Source organism: Pseudomonas sp. TE12508, from assembly GCF_056279485.1.
This window is the reverse complement of sequence record NZ_JBWCCN010000044.1, coordinates 1-1,621: the sequence shown is the minus strand read 5'-3', so window position 1 is coordinate 1,621 and position 1,621 is coordinate 1. Positions and strand designations below refer to the sequence as shown.

The window sequence follows — 1,621 nt, the reverse complement described above, 5'->3', positions numbered from 1 at the left end:
CGCTGGATCACGCGGCAGGTAACAACGAGAACGACATCACCATCAACCTGGGCTCGCTGCTGCAAGCCACCGACAAGGACGGCGACACGGTGACGGCCGCGGCCGAGAAACTGGTCATCACCGTCGACGACGACACGCCGACGGCGACCGGTACTGCCGCAACGGGAACCGTCGACGAGGACGGCCTGGCCAATGGCATTGCCGGGGGTACGGGCGACGTGACCGGCGAGGCGACCACGGCCAGTGGCAGCGTGACCGGTATCTTCCAGTCCGGCGCCGACACGCCGCTGACCTATGCCTTGTCGAGTGACACCAGCGGCTTGCCGGCGCTGAGCTCGAGCGGGGTGGCGCTGGTGTACAGCGTCGCGGGCGGCACGCTCACCGCCAAGGCCGGCGCGACCGATGTGTTCACCTTCAGCCTCACCGCAGCGGGTGCCTACACCTTTACGCTGCTCAAGCCGCTGGATCACGCGGCAGGTAACAACGAGAACGACATCACCCTCAACCTGGGGTCGCTGCTGCAAGCCACCGACAAGGACGGCGACACGGTGACAGCCGCGGCCGAGAAACTGGTCATCACCGTCGACGACGACACGCCGACGGCGACCGGCACTGCCGCAACGGGAACCGTCGACGAGGACGGCCTGGCCAATGGCATTGCCGGGGGTACGGACGACGTGACCGGCGAGGCGACCACGGCCAGTGGCAGCGTGACCGGTATCTTCCAGTCCGGCGCCGACACGCCGCTGACCTATGCCTTGTCGAGTGATACCAGCGGCTTGCCGGCGCTGAGCTCGGGCGGGGTGGCGCTGGTGTACAGCGTCGCGGGCGGCACGCTCACCGCCAAGGCCGGCGCGACCGACGTGTTCACGTTCAGCCTCACCGCAGCGGGTGCCTACACCTTCACGCTGCTCAAGCCGCTGGATCACGCGGCCGGTAACAACGAGAACGACATCACCCTCAACCTGGGCTCGTTGCTGCAAGCCACCGACAAGGACGGCGACACGGTGACAGCCGCGGCCGAGAAACTGGTCATCACCGTCGACGACGACACGCCGACCGCGACCGGTACCGCCTTGACGGGAACCGTCGACGAGGACGGCCTGGCCAATGGCATTGCCGGTGGTACGGGCGACGTGACCGGCGAGGCGACCACAGCCAGCGGCAGCGTGACCGGTATCTTCCAGTCGGGCGCCGACACGCCGCTGACCTATGCCTTGTCGAGTAACACCAGCGGCTTGCCGGCGCTGAACTCGGGCGGGGTGGCGCTGGTGTACAGCGTCGTGGGCGGCACGCTCACCGCCACGGCCGGCGCGACCGATGTATTCACCTTCAGCCTCACCGCAGCGGGTGCCTACACCTTCACGCTGCTCAAGCCGCTGGATCACGCGGCAGGTAACAACGAGAACGACATCACCATCAACCTGGGCTCGCTGCTGCAAGCCACCGACAAGGACGGCGACACGGTGACGGCCGCGGCCGAGAAACTGGTCATCACCGTCGACGACGACACGCCGACGGCGACCGGTACTGCCGCAACGGGAACCGTCGACGAGGACGGCCTGGCCAATGGCATTGCCGGGGGTACGGGCGACGTGACCGGCGAGGCGACCACGGCCAG

General features: G+C 67.7%; 1 protein-coding gene. It reads left to right on the top strand.

What is annotated here, in order from left to right:
* Positions 1-1,621: T1SS-143 repeat domain-containing protein (locus ACZ9IM_RS30455; protein WP_476225832.1), on the top strand; the 1,621-nt coding region annotated here is incomplete at both ends.